The organism is Chryseobacterium edaphi (assembly GCF_025628985.1).
In the GTDB taxonomy this organism is placed as follows: domain Bacteria; phylum Bacteroidota; class Bacteroidia; order Flavobacteriales; family Weeksellaceae; genus Chryseobacterium; species Chryseobacterium edaphi.
Map to the genome: position 1 here is coordinate 205,000 of NZ_JAOTEM010000004.1, position 20,636 is coordinate 225,635.

19 protein-coding genes are annotated in these 20,636 nt (G+C 33.0%); 12 read left to right on the top strand and 7 right to left on the bottom strand.

What is annotated here, in order from left to right:
- Window positions 1-13 precede the first annotated feature (13 nt).
- The 7 genes from NZ698_RS15375 (at window position 14) to NZ698_RS15405 (ending at window position 7,783) form a co-directional block, all read left to right on the top strand.
- Window positions 14-1,123 carry a leucine-rich repeat domain-containing protein gene (locus NZ698_RS15375; protein ID WP_263004083.1) on the top strand — a complete coding sequence of 370 codons (1,110 nt, stop codon included), beginning with the start codon at window positions 14-16 and terminating at the stop codon, window positions 1,121-1,123.
- 9 nt (window positions 1,124-1,132) lie between these two features.
- Window positions 1,133-1,888 (top strand): response regulator transcription factor, encoded by a 756-nt coding sequence (locus NZ698_RS15380; RefSeq protein WP_263004084.1) that lies wholly within the window; start codon window positions 1,133-1,135, stop codon window positions 1,886-1,888.
- An 82-nt stretch (window positions 1,889-1,970) separates the two neighbouring features.
- Window positions 1,971-2,615: an MgtC/SapB family protein gene (locus NZ698_RS15385; RefSeq protein ID WP_263004085.1), complete on the top strand. Its 645-nt coding sequence runs from the start codon at window positions 1,971-1,973 to the stop codon at window positions 2,613-2,615.
- Between the two features lie 133 nt (window positions 2,616-2,748).
- A complete protein-coding gene (locus NZ698_RS15390) occupies window positions 2,749-3,330 on the top strand; it encodes a Crp/Fnr family transcriptional regulator (RefSeq protein WP_263004086.1) in 582 nt (193 codons plus the stop codon).
- 203 nt (window positions 3,331-3,533) lie between these two features.
- A complete protein-coding gene (locus tag NZ698_RS15395) occupies window positions 3,534-5,675 on the top strand; it encodes a S46 family peptidase (RefSeq protein ID WP_263004087.1) in 2,142 nt (713 codons plus the stop codon).
- 72 nt (window positions 5,676-5,747) lie between these two features.
- Window positions 5,748-6,707: a polysaccharide deacetylase family protein gene (locus tag NZ698_RS15400; RefSeq protein ID WP_263004088.1), complete on the top strand. Its 960-nt coding sequence runs from the start codon at window positions 5,748-5,750 to the stop codon at window positions 6,705-6,707.
- A complete protein-coding gene (locus NZ698_RS15405) occupies window positions 6,704-7,783 on the top strand; it encodes a GNAT family N-acetyltransferase (RefSeq protein WP_263004089.1) in 1,080 nt (359 codons plus the stop codon). Before NZ698_RS15400 ends, NZ698_RS15405 begins: the two co-directional genes overlap by 4 nt.
- A 90-nt stretch (window positions 7,784-7,873) precedes the next feature.
- Here the strand turns inward: NZ698_RS15405 and NZ698_RS15410 are convergent, their stop codons facing one another.
- Window positions 7,874-10,753 carry a M16 family metallopeptidase gene (locus tag NZ698_RS15410; protein WP_438265583.1) on the bottom strand — a complete coding sequence of 960 codons (2,880 nt, stop codon included), beginning with the start codon at window positions 10,751-10,753 and terminating at the stop codon, window positions 7,874-7,876.
- Window positions 10,754-10,936: 183 nt separating this feature from the next.
- Here NZ698_RS15410 and NZ698_RS15415 point away from each other — a divergent pair, with 183 nt between their 5' ends.
- The 5 genes from NZ698_RS15415 (at window position 10,937) to NZ698_RS15435 (ending at window position 14,582) form a co-directional block, all read left to right on the top strand.
- Window positions 10,937-11,494 carry a YdeI/OmpD-associated family protein gene (locus NZ698_RS15415; RefSeq protein ID WP_263004090.1) on the top strand — a complete coding sequence of 186 codons (558 nt, stop codon included), beginning with the start codon at window positions 10,937-10,939 and terminating at the stop codon, window positions 11,492-11,494.
- Window positions 11,495-11,624: 130 nt separating this feature from the next.
- Window positions 11,625-12,335 carry a hypothetical protein gene (locus tag NZ698_RS15420; RefSeq protein WP_263004091.1) on the top strand — a complete coding sequence of 237 codons (711 nt, stop codon included), beginning with the start codon at window positions 11,625-11,627 and terminating at the stop codon, window positions 12,333-12,335.
- A 25-nt stretch (window positions 12,336-12,360) separates the two neighbouring features.
- A complete protein-coding gene (locus NZ698_RS15425) occupies window positions 12,361-12,924 on the top strand; it encodes a DUF4256 domain-containing protein (protein ID WP_263004092.1) in 564 nt (187 codons plus the stop codon).
- Between the two features lie 244 nt (window positions 12,925-13,168).
- Complete coding sequence (locus NZ698_RS15430) at window positions 13,169-13,567, top strand: immunity 22 family protein (protein WP_263004093.1); 399 nt, start codon at window positions 13,169-13,171, stop codon at window positions 13,565-13,567.
- A 61-nt stretch (window positions 13,568-13,628) separates the two neighbouring features.
- The gene (locus NZ698_RS15435; RefSeq protein ID WP_263004094.1) at window positions 13,629-14,582 is read left to right on the top strand and encodes a Fic family protein; all 954 of its coding nucleotides are present in this window, start codon (window positions 13,629-13,631) and stop codon (window positions 14,580-14,582) included.
- A 44-nt stretch (window positions 14,583-14,626) separates the two neighbouring features.
- On the opposite strand, the gene polA is transcribed toward NZ698_RS15435, so the two are convergent.
- The 6 genes from polA to namA all read right to left on the bottom strand — a co-directional run bounded on the left by polA (window position 14,627) and on the right by namA (window position 20,550).
- Window positions 14,627-17,494: a DNA polymerase I gene (gene polA / locus NZ698_RS15440; RefSeq protein WP_263004095.1), complete on the bottom strand. Its 2,868-nt coding sequence runs from the start codon at window positions 17,492-17,494 to the stop codon at window positions 14,627-14,629.
- 98 nt (window positions 17,495-17,592) lie between these two features.
- The gene (locus NZ698_RS15445; protein ID WP_263004096.1) at window positions 17,593-17,985 is read right to left on the bottom strand and encodes an META domain-containing protein; all 393 of its coding nucleotides are present in this window, start codon (window positions 17,983-17,985) and stop codon (window positions 17,593-17,595) included.
- Window positions 17,986-18,090: 105 nt separating this feature from the next.
- Window positions 18,091-18,495 carry a type VI secretion system tube protein TssD gene (gene tssD / locus NZ698_RS15450; RefSeq protein ID WP_263004097.1) on the bottom strand — a complete coding sequence of 135 codons (405 nt, stop codon included), beginning with the start codon at window positions 18,493-18,495 and terminating at the stop codon, window positions 18,091-18,093.
- 324 nt (window positions 18,496-18,819) lie between these two features.
- A complete protein-coding gene (locus tag NZ698_RS15455; protein WP_263004098.1) occupies window positions 18,820-19,152 on the bottom strand; it encodes a CCC motif membrane protein in 333 nt (110 codons plus the stop codon).
- 25 nt (window positions 19,153-19,177) lie between these two features.
- Window positions 19,178-19,465 (bottom strand): DUF2752 domain-containing protein, encoded by a 288-nt coding sequence (locus NZ698_RS15460; protein ID WP_263004099.1) that lies wholly within the window; start codon window positions 19,463-19,465, stop codon window positions 19,178-19,180.
- Window positions 19,466-19,497: 32 nt separating this feature from the next.
- Window positions 19,498-20,550 carry an NADPH dehydrogenase NamA gene (namA, locus tag NZ698_RS15465; protein ID WP_263004100.1) on the bottom strand — a complete coding sequence of 351 codons (1,053 nt, stop codon included), beginning with the start codon at window positions 20,548-20,550 and terminating at the stop codon, window positions 19,498-19,500.
- Window positions 20,551-20,636: the final 86 nt, after the last annotated feature.

Consider the following 20,636-nt stretch of genomic DNA (forward strand, 5'->3'; position numbering starts at 1 on the left):
AAAGAAAAAAAAGATGAGAACCACTGTATTAATATTATGCTTATTAAATATTACAATCTTTGGACAGGAATTCAATTCAATCAATGAAGCTAGCAAAAATCCAAAAATCGTGAAGAAATTAGACTTATCACAACAAGATTTAAAAACTCTTCCAGATCAGATTTCCACTTACAATAACTTGGAAGAAATTGATTTGAGTGAAAATCCAAATTTAGATTTAAGCCAGGCTTTTAATATTCTAACAATTAACAAAAATTTAAAGATTATTTATTTGTCTGAAAATAACTTATCTGAATTGCCATTAAATATAACAAATCTAAAAAATATTAAAGAAATTATGCTTGATGAAAATAATTTCACAGAGATACCACAGAGTCTATTAAGGCTAGAGAAACTTGAATATATAAGTTTTTTTGACAACAAAATTTCGGCAATAACACTTCAGGAAAATGATTTACCAAAATTAGAATCAATTAATTTATGCTATAATAATTTCATTGATTTCCCAACAGATTTATCAAAACTTAAAAATCTTAAATATATTATTATGTGGTATAGCAATATTGAAAAAATTTCCTTTGAAATTAAAAATATAAAAAAACTGGAAGTCTTAAATCTTGAGGGTAACAAAATAGAAAACTTACCAGTAGAACTCTCTGAACTACAGAACCTTAAAAAATTATCATTTAGAAACAATCAATTAAAAACCGAAGATTTAAGTCCAATTTGGAAATTAAAAAACTTAGAAGAATTAGAAATTGAAAGGAATAATATTAGAGAAATTCCTGAAAATATTTCAAACCTGAATAACCTAAAAAGATTATCAATTGGTCTTAATCCAATAAAAACTATTCCAAGAAGTATTTCTGAGCTTACAAATCTTGAACAGCTAGGATTAGTCTCACTTCGTGATTTCAATTGGACTGAAACATTCGACATTATTTCTAAAATAAAAAGTTTGAGAAGAATTGGATTTCCATTCTCTGGTTTAACAAAAATGCCAAATGGATTTGAAAAATTGACACAAGTAAAAACATTTTGGATAAACGGAAATTCGTTTGATGAATCTGAACAAAAAAGATTAACAAAATTACTTCCTAATGCAGAGCTAAGTTTTAATTAAACATTCTTCATGAAACCCATCCAAGCTGACCTCAACGAAAAACTTTTACAACAGGAATTTTCTAAAAATCCTGACAATGAAAATATTCAATTAAAAAAATGTCAGCAAATTGCTAAAACTTTCATTGAATTGGAAAATGGAATTGCCGTTTTGAGTGATCTTCAGTTTAATAAAAGCTATGTTTATTCAGGTAAATTGGCAGACGAACTCAATATTTTTCAGGATAAAAATATTCAGGAGATTGAAAGCATTTGGGAAGAAGAACTTTTCTCAAAATTAGATTCTGAAGATGTTTTGCAGAAACATTTATTGGAACTTCAATTTTTTCAGCTCATTAAAACGATTCCTTTCGAGCAGCATAAAGATTATTGTGTCGTAAGCAGATTGAGAATAGCTGACAGTCAAAAAGCAATTTTGCACAAAATGTTTTATTTCACAAATTCTAAAGACAAAAATGTAGAATTGGCACTTTGTCTTTATCATTTTGATTTTTTGAATTCACCACTCCATCACGGAATGATCATTAATACTTCAAATGGCTCGATAATTCATCAGACAGAAGCCGGAAATTCTGCATTCTTATCCGTTCGTGAAAAGGAAATTTTAAAAATGATCCAGGACGGAAAAAGAAGCAAGGAAATTGCCGAACTTCTATTTATCAGCATCAATACTGTCAATCGACACCGACAAAATATTTTAGAAAAACTGCGGGTAGGAAATACAACTGAAGCTTGTACTGTGGCAGCGAAACTGAAATGGATTTGATATTTCTGATGAACAGTAATTTCGTGCGTGTTTAAGTTTAAAAACAATAGAAAATTATCGTAATTTTATTTAAACAAAAAAAATGGATTTTCTAAAAGATCATTCGATTCAGAACGAACTGGTATTGATTTTCATTTCGGTAATTCTCGGCCTTTTTATTGGGGCTGAAAGAGAATACCGGAATAAATCGGCAGGTCTCAGAACATTCATATTAGTTTGTTTCGGATCTTGCCTTTTCACTATTCTTTCCATAAAAATCGGTATCAAAGATCCGGATCGTCTTGCTGCAAATATTATTACAGGGATTGGTTTTTTGGGAGCCGGAGTTATTTTTAAAGGTGATAATAAAATTGATGGAATTACAACCGCCACCACCATTTGGGCAACTGCGTCAATAGGAATGGCTGTAGGTTCGGGATATGTTTACCTATCTCTCACAGGAACGGTTTTGGTGCTTTTGATTTTAAGTTCGCTCAGTTATTTGCAGAATTTCATTGATAATAATCATAAAATTCGGGAGTATAAAATTGTTGTGAAAACTTTTGAAGAGGTCACTTATCTAGAAGATACATTTAAGAAATATCATTTACAATTTTTCATTATACGACAAAAATTCACTCAGGAAAACATTACTACAGCCTGGATTTTAACAGGAAAACATAAAAATCATGACCTTTTTATTGAGCAGTTGCAAAGTGACGACAAAGTAAATGCGTATGAATTTTAGGTTTTGAGTTTAAATTTTTAATAGATTATTATTTAAATGTTAATTATTCTATGTTTAAAGAATAATTTCTGTTTAAATCACGTAATATCTTATTTAAAATCATTTTGATTCTTTAATTTTGTTTTCCATATTTATGGAAGATTTAATACATTTTTATGTCTCAGTTTTAGGAATTCCCAGAGAATTGGCAATACTTCATACTGTAAAATTTGAAAGGCAAGAAATCCCAAAAAAAACAATTTTACTCAAACAAGGAGATACCGAAGATTACCTTTATTTTATCTCTGAAGGTATTGTTCGTTTTTTCGTAAACAAACCGCATCCAACGGAGCCGCCAAAGGAAATTACGTTTTCATTTATTGCAAAAAACATGTTCTGCAGCGCTTATGATTCGTTCATTACACGAAGACCATGTCACTACAATATCGAAACATTAAAAGACACAACCATTTACAGAATTCATTATCACGATCTTCAGGATTTATATGAGAGTACAGAAATAGGAAATTATATAGGCCGAATTTCCGCGGAAGGACTCTATGTAAGAAAAGTACAGCGTGAAATGTCTCTTCTGATGTACTCTGCCGAAGAAAGATATCTGGATTTACTGAAAACTTATCCGGAATATGTACTTCAGATTCCGTTAAAATATATTGCCTCTTATCTGGGAATTACTCCACAAGCGTTAAGCCGCATCAGAAAACAGATTTCTTAACCTAGATTCATTTTCCGGGAAATATGAAATGCATAATTTTGCTCTCGTTTAAGAGACACAAATGATGAATTACTATTTGTAAAATTAAACTAGATTGCTAATCTAAAGATATAAATTCCCAAACCCTTTCAGAATTAAATTTCGGAAGGGTTTTCTTTTTTCATAGAAAATTAAATCCGTATTTTAGACAAAATTTTTTTGTAATGATAAAACGTAATATTTTGATTGCTTCGGCGTTCTTCAGTTTTTCACTGGGATTGGCTCAGCAATACGGCGGAATGTGGATTCCCACAGAATTGAATGAAAAGGAAATGAAAGACCTTGGAATGAAAATCTCTGCCAAAGATATCTTCAACACACAAAAACCAAGTATAAAAGATGCTGTAGTACAGTTCAATGGTGGATGTACTGCGGAAATTATTTCGCCAAAAGGTTTGCTTTTAACTAATCACCATTGCGGTTACGGGCAGATTCAGGCACATTCAACCGTTCAGAATGATCTTTTATCTAACGGATTCTGGGCAAAAAATATGGGAACAGAACTTCCAAATCCGGGAGTGACCGTTGATTTTATCGTTGACATCAAAGAAGTGACCAATCAGATTTTGGAAGGTACAGACAATCTTCAGGAACCTGAACTTTCGAAAAAAATTGCTGCTAATATTGAAATTTACAAAAATTCACAGAAAACGGAAACTTTTCAGTCGATTTCAGTGAAATCAATGTATTACGGAAATAAGTTTTATGCTTATGTGATCGAAACTTACAAAGACATTCGTTTGGTAGGAGCACCGCCACAAAGCATAGGAAAATTCGGAAGTGATACCGACAACTGGGTTTGGCCAAGACATACGGGAGATTTCTCAATGTTCAGAATTTATGCAGACAAAAATAATAAGCCGGCAGAATATTCTAAAGACAACGTTCCTTATGTTCCAAAACATTATTTGCCGGTTTCTATAAAAGATAAAGCGGAAAATGATTTCACATTTGTATTCGGTTTTCCGGGAAGAACCACAGAATATCTTCCTGCAATTGCAGTTGAAAAGATCATGACAGAAATAGATCCTGCAAGAATTGCCGTTCGTGACGTTGCCTTGAAAACTTTAGACGAAAAAATGCGTACCGACGATGCTACACGTATCAAATATGCGTCAAAATTCGCTTCTGTTGCCAACTATTGGAAAAAATGGATTGGTGAGGTGGAAGGTTTGAAAAAATCAAATGCAGTACAGAAAAAAGTAAATTATGAGAATACATTATCTGCAAAAAATCCGGATATAAAAAATACAATCTCAGAAATTAATTCATTGTATGCTCAGCAAGCTCCATTTGCTTTAAATAATGCCTACTACTCTGAAGTGATACGGAATGCTGAAACTTTGTCATTAGCAAATCTTTATTCAAATTACATTACTTCTGTAGAAGCCGGAAGAATGGACGAGAAAGGAACAACAGCATTTAAAAACAGAGTGACTTCTTTTTACAGAGATTACAGCGCAGAATTGGATGCTAAAGTAACTGCTAAACTTTTAGCTTTATACGCAAACAAAACGGCTCCGCAATTTTTACCGTCAGGTTTTGAGAAGTATAAAAACGAAACTCAAAACATTGAGGCAATTGAAGAAATTTCTAAAAATTCTATAATCACAGGAAGATCTGATGTGAACGGAGCTTCTCTGAGTACAGATATTGACAAAGCTTTTTCTAATCAGGATAAATTGATCAAAACTATTAAAAAAGATCCTGTTTATCAACTTTTCATGAGTATGAAAGATACATATATGAAAACTGCAGATCCTCAATTTACTTCTTTACAAGTGAAAATTGACGCTTTACAGAAGAAATATATGGCTCAGCAAATGTCAACCGATAAAGACAGAAAATTCTTTCCAGATGCCAATTCTACACTTCGTGTAACCTATGGAAAAGTGAAAGGTTCTACTCCGAAAGATGCGGTAACTTATAATTACCAAACGCATTTGGCAGGAGTAATGGAAAAATACGTTCCCGGAGATTATGAATTTGATGTTCCAAAAAAACTAATCGATCTATATGACAAAAAAGATTTTGGAAACTATAAAGACAAAAGCGGTGATGTACCTGTAGGATTTACGGCAACCAACCACACAACGGGAGGAAATTCCGGAAGTCCTGCTTTGGATGCGCAGGGAAATCTGGTAGGATTAAACTTCGACAGACAATGGGAAGGAACGATGAGTGATATCAATTACGATCCTCGTTTCAGCAGAAATATCATGGTTGACACAAAATATATTCTTTTCATCATTGATAAATTTGCCGATTCTAAGTGGCTGATTGATGAGATGAAAATTGTAAAATAATTTTATTTAAAACTTATTAAGAATCTATTTAAATCTCAATTTCGAGTTATTTGAATAGATTCTTTTTTCGTTATGAAACAGAAACTGATTAATTTTTTAGCGACATTTGAAAAGGAAAATATTGAAAAATCATTTCCTCTAAATTACTGTTTGCCCGTTTATCACTGTGTTTCTGATGAAAATCTTCCACATCTCAGTCATATTATTAAATATAAAAATGTAAGGCAGTTTGAGAATGATTTAGATTATTTTTCGAGATATTTTCAGTTTGTGAACTGGGATGAATTTAAAGATTTCTTTAAAGGAAATTTTAAAGTCAAGAAAAAAATTGCACTCCTCACCTTTGATGATGGTTTCAGGGAATTTTATGATGTAGTAGCTCCGATTTTAGAGAGAAAAGGAATTTATGCAATCAATTTTATCAATCCTGCTTTTATCAATAATAAAGATTTGATGTTCAGATCTAAGGAAAGTTTGATCATTGACAAAATCAGAAATTCTGGAACAACAAACAATAATATAAAGATCGAAGAAGTTTCAAAAATTAATTACAGAAATAAAAGTCAGCTTGATCAGATCGCAGAAGAACTGGAAATTGATTTTAGTTTATATCTAAAAAAACAAAAACCATATCTTGATTTTGATCAGCTTAAAAATCTTACAGCAAGAGGTTTCGGGATTTCGGCGCACAGTTGGGATCATCCTCTGTATTGGGAATTAGCACTTGAAGAGCAGCTTGAAAACACAATAAAAAGTTTAAACTACATCAAAGAAAATAATTTTTTAGCCGACAGTTTTGCATTTCCCTTTACCGATTTTGGTGTAAAAAATGATTTTTTTGAAAGTTTATTTAAAAATGAACCACTATCGTACAGTTTTGGTTGTGCAGGTATTAAAGTTGACAGTTTTAGTAAAAACCTCCAGAGAATTCCAATGGAAACCGGCGGAAGTGCTTCTCAAACTTTAAGGAGCGAGATTGGTTACTTTAAATTGAAAAAACTTCTGAATAAAAATACAATCATCAGGAAATGATCCATCTTAAAACTTTAAATAAAAAACAGCTTGAAAATTTTGTTTCATCGGGAGAGTTTCAACAATATGATTTTCTTCCGATCACAGAACATCGGGCAAAATCGCACATCACAAATCCAAAAGCAAATGATGAGCAGACTTTACTGATTTTAGCTTTTGATGATGATCAGTTAGCGGGATACATCGGTTGTCTTCCTGATGAATTTCTAATTGACGGAAAAGCACTTCATTACGCCTGGTTGAGTACACTTTTCATAAGTGATCAATTTCGCGGAAAGAGAATCGCTCAAACTTTACTCAACAGAGCTTTTGACGAATATAGTGGAAACATAGCAATAACCGAATTTACAAAAGAAGCAGAAAGTTTATATAACAAAATTGGTGTTTTTAAATATATCAAGCCAAAACAGGGAAAGAGATATTATTTTAGAACAGATCTCGAAACTATTATTCCTTCGAAAAAAGAGAATACAAAACCTTTTAAACCTGTTTTTAAAATTGCAGACTCTGTTGCCAACTTTTTTATATCTATTAAAAACAGCTTTGTAAAACAACCTCGTTTTCCTTTTGAAGTTCTTGACAAAATAGATGGTGAAAGTGCAGATTTCATTTCAGAATTTAAAAGCAATCGGACTGCTGAAGAAATCAATTGGGCAATTGAAAATCCCTGGATTTTGAAAGGTGAAACAGTAGATAAAAATTACTTATTTTCAAGCTATTCTCAGAATTTCAAATACTTTTGGGTGAAAGTGTACTGCGATAATAAGAATCTGATGACCTGTTCACTATTGGCAGTAAGAGACGGTCATTTGAAGATCCCTTATTTATTTTCAAATTCAGATCTCACACAATTCATTGAATTTTTAAGTTATTTCGTTGTTGAGCATCAGGTAAAAATGATGACAAGCTATCAATGGGAACTGAACGAAAAAATTGATTCAAATTTGTCTTTTCCCAACATCCATCAGCGAAAAATCGAAAGAAGATATATGTTTCATCAAAACCTTTTAGATCGTCTTCCGAAAGATTTTAATCCAGATTTTCAGGATGGTGATGGCGATTGTTTGATGACATAATAAAATTTTACTCTCGCAGATCGAGCTGATTTTGCAGATTACTTTAAAATAAATCTGTTTGATCTTTTAAATCTGAGAGAGTAAAAATATTTAATATCCAAAAATCTCTTCCAAATCAAGTTCTTTAAAACTTCCCATCTGTTCCACAGCTTCCAGATTCAGGTTTTCTTTTTTCCCAATAATCGCTGCGTTGAATTGAATTGGTTTTATTTCTGTCTGATAAAACTGTCTGATTTCATCAAAACTCAGACTTTCAATCTGACTATAAATATCTTTTCTGAAATCGTGGGTGATTCCCAGTTTTTGCAGTCTTAAAGTATTGAAAAATATATTCGTTCTTGTAATTCTTGTTGAGGCGATCTGTTTTAAAGCTGCGTTTTTTGCATTTTCAAACTGAGTGGTCACTTCCGGAAGTTCATCCATCAGTTCAGTCATCGTATCAACTGCAATTTGTAATTTATCAGGTTGAGTTCCGATGTACGTTGTAACGTAATCAGGATGTCCGATTTCTGCATTCGGCGAATAAGAAACGTAGGCAGAATATGCTAAACTTTTGCTCTCACGAATCTCCTGAAAGACAATTGATGACAAACCACGCCCGAAATATTCATTAAAAACATTGATTTTACCAAAGTTTTCTGTGTTGACGTTGTGTCCTTTTCCTATTTTGCTCATTTCCATCTGCACCATATCATAGTTGGTGAAATAGACATTTCCTACGGTTTCCGGTTCTGGATAAATCTTCGGATCAGCAATTGTTCGGCTTTGAGTTTCAATAAAGTTTTCGATTTCGTTTTTAAATTTCTCAAAATCTTTTCCGTAGAAAAATATCTGATACTGGAATTTAAATAAATTCTTGATACGCTCTGTAAACTCTTCTACTTTCGCATTTTGAAGATCATCTTTTGACAGAAAATCTAAAAACCTCGAACCTTTTCCGAACTTTGTATAATTCGTCAAAGCATTCATAATCCGGTTTTTATCCTTTTTTACCGCTTCTCGGTTTTCCAGAATCGTTTCTACAAACTGACTGTAAATTTCCTGATCGGGTTGTACATTTTTCATCCAATGTTGCAGCAACCCGATTCCTTGATCTAAATTTTCTTCCAGTCCGCTCAATGAAATCTGAAGCTGGTCTGAAGTTGTTTTAAAATCGTTGGTTATTCCAATTTTAAAGAATTCTTTCTTCAAATCTTCTGGTGAAAATTGATCGGTTCCGAGATATTGTAAAATCTGCGTAGAAATTCCCAGTTCGCGGTCATGATCACTTCCGAAAGGAAAAATAAAATGAACCTGAGCAATTTCATTGTATTTATTTTTAACGAAACTTATTTTTTTGTCTTTAACGACATCAGTTGTTATTTCTTTCTGATAATCGATAAATTCAGGCTGAATATCTTCCGTCTTTTGATTCACGATTTCCTTCAAAAACTCAGATTGAGCATCTCTGTTGATTTTGATTGCAGTAATTCCTGGATTTTCAACTCTAAGCAATTTATCATTAATACCTTTTTCTTTTTTGATAATCACATAATTATCTTTAAAGAAATCGTTTGCAAAAGAAATAACTTCTTCTCTGGTAATTTCTGCATATTCATCCATTTCATTCAGTTCCTGTTCCCAGGTTCTGCCTTTGATGTAAGTATCATAAAGATTATTAGCCAAACCTCCTGCAGTTTCCAAAGCTTTCATTCTCTGAAGTTTGAAATCATTGATAATTGCCGGAAGCATCCAATCAGGAAAATCTCCTTTTTTCACCAATTCGATCTGCTCCAAAACCATCTCTGCAGCTTCAGCCAATGTCTGATTTTCCTTTGGAACAGCGACCATTGAAAAGAATCCGTAATTTTTCAATCCTAAAGAATACGCTTGTGCCCAAAGCATTTTTTGAGTCTGATTGATATTTAAATCCAGCAAACCTGCTTCTCCTCTGTTGCTTAAAATATTGGCAACCACATCTGCAAGGATCGCTTCTTTTGAACCATAACTGTCAGTTCTCCATGCCAACTGAACTCTCGGTGTTGTGGGACTGAAAACTGTTCTTTCAACAATTTCGGTGATTGGTTCTTCTATAATCGCTTCTTTTTTCGGTAATTCTTTATACGGAATTGATCCAAAATATTGATCAACAAGTTTTACTGTTTCTTCAAAATCTAAATCACCTACCAAAACCATCGCATAATTATTGGGAACATAATATTCGTCAAAATATTTATGAATCGCCTTCATCGAAGGGTTTTTCAAATGTTCAGGCTTCCCTAAAGTGGTTTGCTGACCATTCGGATGTGTCGGGAAAAGTGCTTCCATCAAAGAATCATTCACCAAACGGGAATCGTTATCCTGCGCACGATTGAATTCTTCGTAAACCGATTCTAACTCTGTATGAAAAAGTCTAAGAACCATTTCTGAAAATCGTTCTTTCTCAACTTTCAGCCATTTTTCGAGTTCGTTATTCGGAATATTGTTTTTGTAAACTGTTTCGTCAAACCAAGTATGAGCATTGGTTCCGCTTGCTCCAAGAGACGAAATGATCTTATCATATTCGTTGGCAATCGCAAACTGGCTGGCTTCCTGAGAAACTTCATCAATCTTTTTATAAATCTCCTTCTTCTTTTCAGAATCCTGTTCCGCTTTATGCTGCTCGTACAAGTCTGAGATTTGGTCAAGTAAAGCCTTCTCTTTTTCCCAGTTTTGAGTCCCGATTTTAGAAGTTCCTTTGAACATCATATGCTCAAGATAATGCGCTAAACCTGTATTATCAGAAGGATCGTTATTACTTCCCGTTCTTACAGGAATAAAAGTCTGAATTCTTGGAGCGTCAAAATTTTGAGCCAAAAAAACTTTTAATCCGTTTTTGAGAGTGTAAATTCTGACTTTATTTTCGTCGTTGGTGACTGTGGTATATTTATAGTTATTTTTGTCTGTATGAATCGTTTCCTTATATCTTCTGTCAATCATATCTAAATTCATTATCATTCTTTTTTAAATTTGAATGCCTTACAAATGTAAGGAATCAAAAAATAAGACCTACCACATTTGTTTATAATAAATCTATGATGATGATTTATTTTAAGTGTTAATTAAACATTTCTTACATTTAATTCAAATCAATTTATTGTTAAAATATAAATCTGATAACTTTAAATAATAGTAATGACCGCAACATTTTTCTCCACTCCACAAGATTTTCGCAACTGGCTCGAAAAAAACCACAAATCAGAAACAGAAATCATTGTTGGATTCTACAAAATCGGAAACAATAAAAAATCAATAACTTGGTCTGAAGCGGTTGATCAGGCTTTGTGTTTTGGCTGGATTGATAGTGTTCGAAGATCAATTGATGAAGAAAGCTACAGCAATCGTTTTACCCCTAGAAAACCAACAAGTATTTGGAGCGCTATCAATATTCAGAAAGTTGAAGATCTAACTAAAGCGGGTTTGATGCAACCTGCAGGATTGGAAGCTTTTAGACTTAGAAAAGATAGTAAATCCAGAATCTATTCTCACGAAAATGAAAATATCAAACTTTCTGATGAGTACGAAAAGCAATTTAAAGCCAATAAAAAAGCCTGGGAATTTTTTGAAAGACAAGCTCCTTCATATAAGAAAGTAACAATTCATTGGATTATGAGCGCTAAACAACAAAAAACACAAGTTTCACGTTTAGAAAAAACTATTTTGGAGAGTGAGAAAGAAAAGAGAGTTTCTTAAAATCAGAATTGACATTTAAACCTTTTGTGATCAAAATGTATCTTATTTACAGAAAATTTATCGTTTTTAAGAATATTTGCGAATTTCATTTCCTCAAATTTCGTTATTTTTAAATTCCAAATTAAAAAATATGAGAGTGATTATTTTGTTTTTACTTTTTACTATTTGTTTTTCATGTACTCCAACTGAAACCAAAAATCAATCTACAGACGATCCAGAGAAAGAAATTGTCCAAAAAATTGTGACTAATAAAGATACTATTAAACAAGATACGATTGAATTTATTTCTTACAATGACGACTTCGATTACTCTCAATTGAATGGTAAAAAAGGAAAGGAAGAAATCACTTTCGTTAATGATCAAAACAATGACAGAAGTTTTCTGAGAGGTGACCTCATCGCTATCGAATGGAAAAGTGATTCTATTTATATCGCAGGAGACGGAGAAACTCCTGAAAATGCACAATGGATTGTTTCGGCAAAAAGGATCAAAGACGGCAATGTCTCAAAATTCAGAAAAGAATATGGTAAAGAGCTCAAATATCTTTTGTCGAAAGAAGATGAATTGTCAGAGAGTTATCGTGATCATCTCTATCAGCTTGCAGAATATTATGTTGCTAATTCGAAGAAAGATTTAATTAAATTAACAATCAAGAATAAAGAAGATCTTGGATATTCCATAGAAAAGCGAAACTGGGAGAATAAAGATTACTATGTTTTAGGATTTTACACAGAGTCTGAACATAAAATCAACACTTTTCAATGGCTTTACATTGATCCTGAAAATGATAAGATTTACGAATATGATCTTCCGAATGACAGATTAATTTATTTTCCTTAAATTTTAAGTTAAAAACTGAACTTCTATGGCATCAAAAAAACATTTATCTGAAAAAGAAACTACAGAATTACTTGACGTTCTTCAACAGCGTTTTGAAAAAAATAAAAACCGTCACCAAGATTTGGACTGGGCTAAAATTGAAGAAAAACTGAAAGCCAATCCGTCAAAACTTTGGTCAATCAACGAAATGGAAATTTCCGGCGGCGAACCCGATGTGGTAGATTATGATAAACTAACTGGTGAATATTTATTTTTTGACTGTTCGGCAGAAAGCCCCAAAGACAGAAGAAGTTTCTGCTATGACCGTGAAGCTTTGGATTCAAGAAAAGAAAACAAGCCGCAAAACGACATACTTACGGTTGCTTCCGAAATGGGTGTAGAAATTCTTGATGAAACACAATATCGGTTTTTACAAACTTTAGGAAAATTTGATCTGAAAACATCAAGCTGGATCAAAACCCCAAAAGAAATCAGAGCTTTGGGAGGCGCACTTTTCTGCGACAGACGTTACGATACAGTTTTCGTTTATCACAATGGAGCCAATTCGTATTATGCAGCGAGAGCTTTTCGTGGAGTTTTGAGGGTTTAGGTTTAGGTTAAAATATATTAAACTTTCGTCTGTTCTAGTGTTTTTTCGCAATGAAATAGAGAAAATGTATCGAGAGTCTGCGAGACTAAAACAAAAATTGTTTACGATGCAACAAGTTCTCGATACATTTTTCCTTCTGAAAACATTCGAACGGACGATCTGCACAATTATACTTTTGTAAAATCATTGAAAACTTTAATATAAAAACTATTAATCTTACCTTTGACGCTTCAAAAAATTTGGCATGAATACACAGTTTTTAGATTTTTGGGTAGGGAATTTTAATTCGGAAGAGCAGTTCTTACAATTTGTAGAGGAAGATGAGAACTATTATCTGAATGAAGAAGATGACGACAATTACATCTCAAAATTTGCAGAATCGCAAGATACAGTTTGGTTTGACGGCGATCTGGCTGAATATGGTTTTGAAAATCTAAGCAAAAACATCTACGAAAACTTTTCAGAATATTCATTCGCCGATCAATGGCTTCCAGAACTGGTGCATAAAATTAATTTATCTGAATTGAAATTTGACATTAACTCTTTGATATTTGTAAGTCAGGGACAAATTCCAAAGCCTGTTTCTGTGGAAAATGATGAATTTTCTTTGGTTTATATGGGCGGAATTGAATTTGAGTATTAAATAAAATATAAATTCTTAATCAGTTTCATTATCTTTGATAGTATCAAATGATAGTATCACAATGAAACCTCCTTATCAGATCACTTCACAAATTGTAAATTTAATTTCAAATATTTCTCAGAAAATCGGAGAAGTAAATGCTACTTACTTAATCAAAAATAATCCGACATTAAGAAAACAAAACCAAATTAAAACCATTCATTCCTCATTAAATATTGAAGGCAACACTCTTACCGAAGATCAGATTACGGCAATTTTAGAGAATAAAAAAGTTTTAGGCCCTCAAAAAGATATTACAGAGGTCTTGAATGCATTAAAGATCTATCAGGAAATAAATCAATTGAAATTTTACAGCGAAAAAGATTACCTAAAAGCTCATAAAATTTTGATGACAGGATTGATCGAAAATCCCGGAAAATACAGAACCAAAGGAGTTGGAATAATGAAAGGTTCAAAAATAGAACATATTGCACCTCCATCAGAAAATGTTCGTTATCTAATGAAAGATCTTTTTTCTTATTTAAAAGAAAATTCTGAATTGAGTTTAATTAAGAGTTGTGTTTTTCATTATGAGATGGAATTTATACATCCTTTTTTGGATGGAAACGGAAGGATGGGCAGACTTTGGCAGACATTAATCTTAATGAATGAATTTCCAATATTTGAGTTTTTACCTTTTGAAACTCTTATAGCGAACAATCAGACAAAATATTATCACGCGCTATCTCAATCTGACAAAGAAGGTCATTCGACAAAATTTATAGAATATATGTTGGGGATTATTGATGAATCTCTTTCTGAATTATTAGCTAATTCTATTAAAAAACTTACCATAAATGACCGAATTTTAATTTTTTTAGAGAATAATATTGATGAATTTTCGAGAAAAGATTATATGAAAAAATTCTCAGAAATTTCTTCTGCAACCGCAAGTAGAGATTTAAAAAATGCAGTTGAATTAGGTTTAATTGAAAAATCAGGAGATAGAAAAACAAGTATCTACAAAAAGATATAAAATAAAGACTTCCGCATTATTATTGCAGAAGTCTTCAATATATTCTAATGCGCTTCCAGCCAGTTCTTCCCTACTCCAACCTCAACCAATAACGGAACCTGCGTTTCAATAGCATTTTCCATTTCGGTTTTAATAATATTTGTAGCCACTTCTACCTCATCAATCGGAGATTCGAAAATTAATTCGTCATGTACCTGAAGTAGCATTTTTGTTTTCAGTTTTTCTTTTTCCAGTTCTTTCTGAATTTTAATCATCGCCATTTTTACAACATCTGCGGCACTACCCTGAATAGGAGCATTTACTGCGTTTCTTTCAGCGTGAGCTCGAACCACAAAATTTCCGGAATTGATATCTTTTAGATGACGTTTTCTCCCTAAAATTGTTTCAACATAGCCCTGCTCACGAGCTATTTTTACTTGTTCAGCCATATATGCTTTTAACTTCGGATAAGTTTCATAATAGGCTTCGATCATTTGTTTGGCCTCAGATCTTGATAAACCTGTTTGTTCGGCTAAAGCAAAAGCGCCTTGACCATAAAGAATTCCAAAGTTGACGGTTTTTGCCTGTCCACGCTGCGTTTTTGAAACTTCCTCCAAAGGAATATTAAACAATTTTGCAGCCGTAGAAGCGTGAATGTCTTCACCGTCCTGAAATGCTTTGATCATATTATCTTCACCCGAAATTTCAGCGATCAGACGCAATTCGATCTGAGAATAATCGGCAGAAATAATTTTCTTTCCTTCAGCAGAAACAAATGCTCCCCGGATTTGTTGACCTCTTAACGTACGAATCGGAATATTCTGTAAATTCGGATTTACACTCGCCAAACGACCTGTTGCAGCCGTTGTTTGAGAGAAATTGGTATGCACACGATTATCATCTTTATCAATCTGCGACGGCAATGCATCAACGTAAGTTGATTTTAATTTTTGATACGTTCTGTATTCTAAAATATGCTGAATGATCTCATGCTTGGAAGATAATTTCTGAAGAACATCTTCGGAAGTTGCATACTGTCCGGTTTTTGTTTTCTTGGCTTTTGGATCGAGCTGCATTTTATCAAATAAAACATCTCCCAATTGCCGTGGCGAATTCATATTAAATTCTTCACCAGAAATTTCAAATATTTTGGATTCTAATTGTCTTAAATCATTTTCAAGGTCGATACTTTCCTGAGCAAGCCATTTTTTATCTAAAGAAATTCCTTCGAGTTCCATTTTGGCCAAAACTTCCATAAGAGGCATTTCTATATTGTAGAAAAGATCTTCGAGATTTTCTTTTTTCAACTGAGGCGCAAACAATTCATATAACTGGAAAGTTACATCTGCATCTTCCGCAGCATAATCGGTTTGCGTTCTTAAATCTGCATCTCTGAAATTTCCCTGGTTTTTCCCTTTTTTACCAATAATGGTTTCTATGGAAACGGGTTTGTAATTTAAATAAACTTCTGAAAGGTAATCCATTCCGTGTCTTCCGTCAGGATTTAGAAGGTAATGGGCAATCATGGTATCGAACATGGCACCTTTTACAGTCATATCGTATTGCTTCAGAACTTTGTAATCGTATTTTAAGTTGTGGGCAATTTTAAGTAAATCTTCTTTTTCAAAAAATGGTCTGAAAATCTCTAAAGTCTGCAAAACTTCGCCCTGATCTTCAGAAAGAGGAACATAATATGCCAATCCCTTTTTGTAAGAGAAACTCATTCCAACCAATTCGGCTTCCAATTCATTAAGCGAAGTTGTTTCGGTATCAAAACAGACTGCTCTCTGTTTTAAAAGATTTTGAACTAAAATTTTCTGCGCTTTCGGATTATCAACAAATTGATACAAATGGTCATTTTGCTCAATAGTTTCTTTGGTTGAAGTTGCCTGATCGAGTTCTTCAAAACTTGCGAAAAGATCAAGCTGACCAACATTTCTTGCAACTTTTTGCTGCGGAGTTTCAGAACTTGACACTTCGGTTTCGCTTAGAATTGCGCCATCTGCTTCGATGACTGTGGTTTTCACAGTGACCGTTTCAGTTGGGGCAAATGCACGATACAAATTTTCGTACAGTCTTCTGAATTCAATTTCGTCAAAAATTTCTTTTACTTTTTCAAAATCCGGAGTTTCAAGATCGTATTGTTCCTGGTGGAATTCTACCGGAGCATCACAAATAATGGTTGCTAATTTTTTAGATAAAATTCCACGCTCAGCGGATGCTTCTATTTTTTCTTTGATTTTTCCTTTTAACTGATGTGTGTTTGCTAAAAGATTTTCGATGCTTCCGTATTCTTTCAGAAATTTCATGGCTGTTTTTTCACCAACACCCTCTAAGCCAGGAATATTATCAGACGAGTCTCCCATCATCGCTAAGAAATCGATCACCTGTTTCGGATCTTCAATTCCATATCTAGCCTTTACTTCTTCTACTCCTAGAATCGAAATTTCACCACCCCTGAAACCAGGTTTATATAGCTTAATTTTATCAGTAACCAACTGAGCAAAATCTTTGTCTCCACTTACTATAAAACTCGTGTAATTCTCCTTTTCTGCTTTACAGGCAATTGTTCCTATCACATCATCTGCTTCATACCCTTCAACACCTAAACTTGGAACATGCATAGCTTCCAAAATACGATGAATATAAGGAATGGCAAATTTAATCGCTTCAGGAGTTTCACTTCGATTAGCTTTATAATCAGCATAATCATTGGTACGAATACTTGCCTGACCAACATCAAAAATTACTGCTAAATGAGTCGGTTTTTCTTTTCTAATGAGTTCAATCAGAGAATTCATAAAACCAAAAATAGCTGTTGTCTCCATTCCGGAGCTGGTATATCTCTGGTTTTTTGACATTGCATGATATCCTCTGAAAATCATTGCATAAGCATCAATGAGAAAAAGCCTTTTGTCCTGTGTTGCGTCCATATTTTGAATAATGAACAAATATAAGAAAATAGGAATGTTTTTTTCTGAGAATTTCGGGTCGAGATTTAAAATTTAAAGATAAATTGTCTCTTAAAATTTTACTCTTTTACCGGAATCAGTTCCAGACGATCTTTATCAATTTTAAAATTATAAAGGCCGTTGAATGTTTTTGGCTCTTCGCAATTTTCTACCATATCTGCAGCTCCTTCCGAAATTTCTACTTGATTATTTTCATATTCGCTATATTTTCCCATCATGTGAAAACACGTATTTCCGGTGTGATAATTTTTGTCTGACTCAAACTGAAGGAAATTAATTTTAGGTTGTTCTGCCGGGAATTTAATTGTTTTTGCTTTTTTGAAGAACACACTTCCGTCACTATTTATTTTTTCAACTTGCCAAGTTGATTTTGCAAGGGAATTTGTCTGTGCATTTGCTGAGGTTACGAATGAAACAGCAATAATGATCAATGTAAAGATTAGTTTTTTCATATTTAAATATTCTAAGTGAAATTTATTTGACTAGATATAAAAATAGCCTGCTTTTTTTAAAGAGCAAGCTATTTTATAAAGTTTTAATTTAACTAATTGATGTAATTAAGCTCCTGGCCAAACACCTTCGTAAGCTGCATTTCCGTAATTAATTTTTTCTGCGCTTACAATAAAGCTGATCAACATAGAATTTTGGTCTACTGCGTCAAAATCAACTTCGTGTTGAATGACATAACCGTTTTCCCAGTTTAATGTGATCAAAGTTCCTTCTTCGTGAGATTTGTTGAAAGTGATCTCACCCGAAGTTGGTTTGTATTTACCATTCAACAAACTTTCCAAGATTTCAGATTTCTCTGTAGCCTCAATTGTCAGCTTAATGATTGCGTTGGAAGGATCTGAAGCTACACGTCCCGAAACATCTGTAGATCTTGATACACTGTAATTCAGCTTTAATAATTTTTGTCCTTCGCTTCCGTTGAATTTTAAGATTCCTCTTGAATTGTCTGCCATGATTTTGTAAATTTTAAACAGTTAATATTTTGTGATTTGATGTTTTATCTATAGCGAAGATAGAGCCAAAGATCTCTAACAAAAAGTTTTGACAGCTTTAATTCACATTTTGTAGTAGAACTACGATTTTGTGTAGTAATTCTACTACTCTCACTTTAATCAGTATAAAACGCTTTATAGCAAGCACTTTTAAAGATTTTATTTCATTTTAAATTCACCATATTTTGAAAATTTTAATAGAATTTAAGATCAATTGGGAATACTAATTATTTCTTTAACAAAAAAAACCGCATTGCTGCGGTTTTACTGTTACTATTTATTTTATTAATGATTTTGCAAATCTTTCATTCGTTCCTGCATCAATTCAGGATCTGATAGTGCGTCCCAACCAATGTAAGAGATTACGAATATTAAATAAAATATGGTCAATATACTTAATATAATCCCTATAATACTAAGAATTCTCCCTGTCTTCAGATTGTTATAATCTGAATATAATGTAGGATTTTGTTGATATAAGGCATTATCTTTCTTATAAAGAACAAGTCCGATAATACCGGTGATTATTCCCGGAACACCGTAACAACAACAGCTTACAATAGAAACAATTCCCAAAACAAGTACCGCCGTAGCGTTAGGTAATTTTTGCTGATTCATAATTTGATTTTTTTAAAAGTTTAGTTTATGTGATTAAAAAATGTTTATAAAAATAAGAAAATACCATGATTAGTGAGTTAACAATTGCTAAAAATATCAACACCTGTCCGTAATTTCTTTTTTTGTCAATAAAATTTAAAGCTACAAAACCTAAAAATAATAGTAGGGTATAAATTGCAGGAAACATCTGAAATGCATCTGCAAATCTGCCCTGAAAAACCAAAACCAGTGCTCTTTGAGTTCCACATCCGAAACATTCTATTCCCAGGAATTTTTTACTCGGACAGGGCAGCATAAAGTCTTCAATCTTCATATTTTATTTTAATGATTTTGATGATGCTAAATTTAGGAAGAAATTTTCGCTCTAAGGTATTGATGCGGAAAAAAACTATCTTCTTTCATTTCAAACGATCCCTGAACGGCAATGTATGGATTTCTCAAAATTTCTCTTGCTACAAAAATCAAATCAGCATTGCCTTTCTGCAAAATTTCTTCAGCCTGCTCAACTTTAGTAATCAAACCTACTGCTCCGGTTTTTACATCTGCTTCATTTCTCACCTGCGAAGAAAACGGAACCTGGTAACCGTCAAAAACAGAAATTTTTGCTCCGTGAATATTTCCGCCACTAGAAACATCTATTAAATCTACCGAATGATTTTTAAGAATTTTAGCCAATTCTACACTGTCATTTACGTTCCAGCCGTCTTCAGCATATTCTGTTCCGGAAATTCTTACAAATAACGCAACATTTTCACTTAATTCTTCATTCACAGCATCTACAATTTCCAATAAAAATCTGCTTCTATTTTCAAAACTTCCTCCATATTCATCGCTTCTTACATTTGAAAGCGGCGATAAAAACTGGTGAACTAAATATCCATGTGCACCATGAATTTCAATGACATCAAAACCTGCATTTACCGCTCTTTTTGCTGCGTCTTTGAAATTTTGAACTAATTCTTTAATTTCTTCCACCGATAATTCATGCGGAATTCTTTCAGACGGATGATAAGGAATCGGACTTGGAGCGATCGTCTCCCAACCTTCTTCCAAAGAGATCTGCTTATTTTCCCAAGTAGAGCCTTTTCTTCCAGCATGAGCAATCTGAATTCCTATTTTTGAATCTGAATTTTTATGGACGAATTCAACAATTTTCTGAAGTTTTGCGGCTTGTTCGTCATTCCAGATTCCCATGCAATGATTGGTGATTCTTCCACGAGGTTCAACTCCTGTAGCTTCTACCATAACTAAACCTGTTCCGCCTTGAGCACGACTTCCGTAATGTACATAATGGAAATCATTAGCCAAACCATTTTCACAAGAATACATACACATCGGTGACATTACCCAACGGTTTTTCAGTTCTACATTTCTAAATTTTATCGGAGTATATAACATTGAATTTTATTTTTAAAGGTTTAAAATTACAAATTTAGTATCGTAACAAAGATATTGCCAGCTTCCATAAAAAGGATTACTTTTAT

Bases quoted from the DNA above. Each gene is read 5' to 3' on its own strand.
- NZ698_RS15375 (WP_263004083.1), top strand. From the start codon at position 14: ATGAGAACCACTGTATTAATATTATGCTTATTAAATATTACAATCTTT.
- NZ698_RS15380 (WP_263004084.1), top strand. From the start codon at position 1,133: ATGAAACCCATCCAAGCTGACCTCAACGAAAAACTTTTACAACAGGAA.
- NZ698_RS15385 (WP_263004085.1), top strand. From the start codon at position 1,971: ATGGATTTTCTAAAAGATCATTCGATTCAGAACGAACTGGTATTGATT.
- NZ698_RS15390 (WP_263004086.1), top strand. From the start codon at position 2,749: ATGGAAGATTTAATACATTTTTATGTCTCAGTTTTAGGAATTCCCAGA.
- NZ698_RS15395 (WP_263004087.1), top strand. From the start codon at position 3,534: ATGATAAAACGTAATATTTTGATTGCTTCGGCGTTCTTCAGTTTTTCA.
- NZ698_RS15400 (WP_263004088.1), top strand. From the start codon at position 5,748: ATGAAACAGAAACTGATTAATTTTTTAGCGACATTTGAAAAGGAAAAT.
- NZ698_RS15405 (WP_263004089.1), top strand. From the start codon at position 6,704: ATGATCCATCTTAAAACTTTAAATAAAAAACAGCTTGAAAATTTTGTT.
- NZ698_RS15410 (WP_438265583.1), bottom strand. From the start codon at position 10,753: ATGAATTTAGATATGATTGACAGAAGATATAAGGAAACGATTCATACA.
- NZ698_RS15415 (WP_263004090.1), top strand. From the start codon at position 10,937: ATGACCGCAACATTTTTCTCCACTCCACAAGATTTTCGCAACTGGCTC.
- NZ698_RS15420 (WP_263004091.1), top strand. From the start codon at position 11,625: ATGAGAGTGATTATTTTGTTTTTACTTTTTACTATTTGTTTTTCATGT.
- NZ698_RS15425 (WP_263004092.1), top strand. From the start codon at position 12,361: ATGGCATCAAAAAAACATTTATCTGAAAAAGAAACTACAGAATTACTT.
- NZ698_RS15430 (WP_263004093.1), top strand. From the start codon at position 13,169: ATGAATACACAGTTTTTAGATTTTTGGGTAGGGAATTTTAATTCGGAA.
- NZ698_RS15435 (WP_263004094.1), top strand. From the start codon at position 13,629: ATGAAACCTCCTTATCAGATCACTTCACAAATTGTAAATTTAATTTCA.
- polA (WP_263004095.1), bottom strand. From the start codon at position 17,494: ATGGACGCAACACAGGACAAAAGGCTTTTTCTCATTGATGCTTATGCA.
- NZ698_RS15445 (WP_263004096.1), bottom strand. From the start codon at position 17,985: ATGAAAAAACTAATCTTTACATTGATCATTATTGCTGTTTCATTCGTA.
- tssD (WP_263004097.1), bottom strand. From the start codon at position 18,495: ATGGCAGACAATTCAAGAGGAATCTTAAAATTCAACGGAAGCGAAGGA.
- NZ698_RS15455 (WP_263004098.1), bottom strand. From the start codon at position 19,152: ATGAATCAGCAAAAATTACCTAACGCTACGGCGGTACTTGTTTTGGGA.
- NZ698_RS15460 (WP_263004099.1), bottom strand. From the start codon at position 19,465: ATGAAGATTGAAGACTTTATGCTGCCCTGTCCGAGTAAAAAATTCCTG.
- namA (WP_263004100.1), bottom strand. From the start codon at position 20,550: ATGTTATATACTCCGATAAAATTTAGAAATGTAGAACTGAAAAACCGT.